Here is a 1,973-nt window from a genome sequence, read left to right on the forward strand (position 1 = left end):
GTCCGGGCGCGGCGGCTGCGCCGCGTCCGGGTGCAGGACCGCCGCGAGCGCCTCGACCCCGTCGACGAGCCGGGGCCCGGGGCGGGCGAAGGACGCGTTCGCGTCCACCGCCCACACCGGTACGCCGCCCGGCAGCTCGCCGGCGTCGAGGGCCGCGCGGGCAAGGGCCGTCGCTCCCTCCAGGTCGTAGCCGCACGGAGCGCACACGAGGACCTCGGGCGCGCTCGCGCGCACGTCGTCCCACGTCACGCGGACGGACTTCTCCCGGGCCGAGCCGAGCGTGCTCACGCCACCCGCGGCCTCGACCATCTCGGGCACCCAGTGACCGGGGGCGAACGGCGGGTCGGTCCACTCGAGCACCAGCGCGCGCGGGCGGGGACGGTCCCGCACGCGGCGCTCCACGGCATACAGGCGCTCGCGCAGGCCGGCCACGAGGCGGGCGGACTCGTCCTCGCGGCCGGTGGCAGTGCCGAGGGTGAGGACCGAGCCGAGCACCTCCTCGAGGCTGTGCGGGTCGATGGTGAGGACCTCCGCGGTGCAGCCGAGGTGCGCGAGGGCGTCGTCGACCTTCGAGACGTCGACGGCGCAGACGGCGCACAGGTCCTGGGTGACGACCAGGTCGGCGTCGAGGTCGGCCAGGGCGCCAGCGTCGAGGTGGTAGAGGTCCTCGCCGGCGGCCATCGCCTGCGTCACGAACGCGTCGATCCCGCTCGACGACAGGCCCTCCGGGATCGCCGTCGTCGACACGATCCGGCGCTCGCGGGCCTCCCGCGGCGTGTCGCACTCGAACGTCACGCCGACGACGTCGTCGCCCGCGCCGATCGCGAAGAGGATCTCGGTCGTGGAGGGCAGCAGGGAGACGATCCGCACCCGGCCGACCCTACGCGCCGCCCGGGTCGGGCGAGGCGGCCCGGCACCGGGTCGCGTGCTCGACGTAGGGTCGAGAGGTGGACCTCTGGGAGTCACCGGTGGAGCGCGCGATCCGCGAGGCGCAGGAGCGCGGCGAGTTCGACAACCTGCCCGGCGCCGGGAAGCCGCTGCGCGGGATCGGTGCCTCCGACGTCGACGACCCGGACTGGTGGGTCAAGGGGCTGGTCCAGCGCGAGCAGCTGGACATGACCGGCGCGATGCCGCCGGCGATCGCGCTGCGCAAGGAGCGCGCGACGTTCCCGGAGTCGCTGCTCGACCTGCGCACCGAGGAGTCGGTGCGGGCCGTCCTCGAGGACTTCAACCGGCGGGTCAAGCTCGACCGGCTGCGGCCGGCGATCGGCGCGATGCCGCCGCTGATCGCCCCCACGGTCGACGTCGAGGACCTGGTCGGGCAGTGGCGGCGCCTGCGCGAGGAGCGGGCGCAGGAGGCGCGGCGGGCGGCCGACGCGGCCGAGGTCAGCCCAGCGGCAGGTACATCACGTGCAACCCGACGCGGCCGTGCCGCCTGGATTCGAAGGCTCCTGGGACGGTCGTGAGCACCTCGAACCCGAGGTCCTGCCACAGCCGCACGGCCGCGGTGTTCGTCTCGACGACCGCGTTGAACTGGATGCCCGCGTAGCCCTCGCGGCGGTGCCAGGCCAGCACCTCCTGCGCGAGCGCCCGCCCCACCCCGCGACCGCGGGCCGCCTCGGCCACCATGAAGCTCGCCGTCCCGACGTGCGAGCCGCGGCCCGGCCGGTTGGGGCCCATCTTCGCGCTGCCGAGCAGGCTGCCGTCGTCGTCCACGGCGACCACGGTGCGGCCGGGCGGCGGCTCGAGCCAGAGCGCCCGCACGGCGTCCTCGTCGAGGCCCTCCGGGTACGCGTACGTCTCGCCGTCGTCGACCACGGCGTGGAAGGTGGGCAGGAACGCCGGCACGTCCTGCGCGGTCATGTCGCGGATCAGCACGCCGCCGACCCTAGCCGCGAGGACCGTTCGTGCCGGATCCGTCACGGATCGCCCCTCGACCCTGCGCGCGAGGGCGACTCGTGCCACTTCGGGCA

Annotated in this window: 3 protein-coding genes; 1 reads left to right on the forward strand and 2 read right to left on the reverse strand. The window is 75.3% G+C overall.

Annotation, left to right across the window (positions count from 1 at the left end):
- Positions 1 to 870 (reverse strand): ABC transporter substrate-binding protein (locus ACFUC1_RS20520; protein ID WP_379123155.1); only part of this gene is annotated, 870 nt, incomplete at its 3' end.
- Positions 871 to 947: 77 nt separating this feature from the next.
- Between ACFUC1_RS20520 and ACFUC1_RS20525 the strand changes: the two genes are divergently transcribed.
- Complete coding sequence (locus ACFUC1_RS20525; protein WP_379123157.1) at positions 948 to 1,466, forward strand: DUF1992 domain-containing protein; 519 nt, start codon at positions 948 to 950, stop codon at positions 1,464 to 1,466.
- Here the strand turns inward: ACFUC1_RS20525 and ACFUC1_RS20530 are convergent.
- The coding region (locus ACFUC1_RS20530; protein WP_379123159.1) for a GNAT family N-acetyltransferase at positions 1,387 to 1,973 on the reverse strand (587 nt) is incomplete at its 5' end. The genes ACFUC1_RS20525 and ACFUC1_RS20530 overlap by 80 nt on opposite strands.

It is taken from the genome of Pedococcus sp. NPDC057267 (assembly GCF_042668795.1).
In the GTDB taxonomy this organism is placed as follows: Bacteria; Actinomycetota; Actinomycetes; order Actinomycetales; family Dermatophilaceae; genus Pedococcus.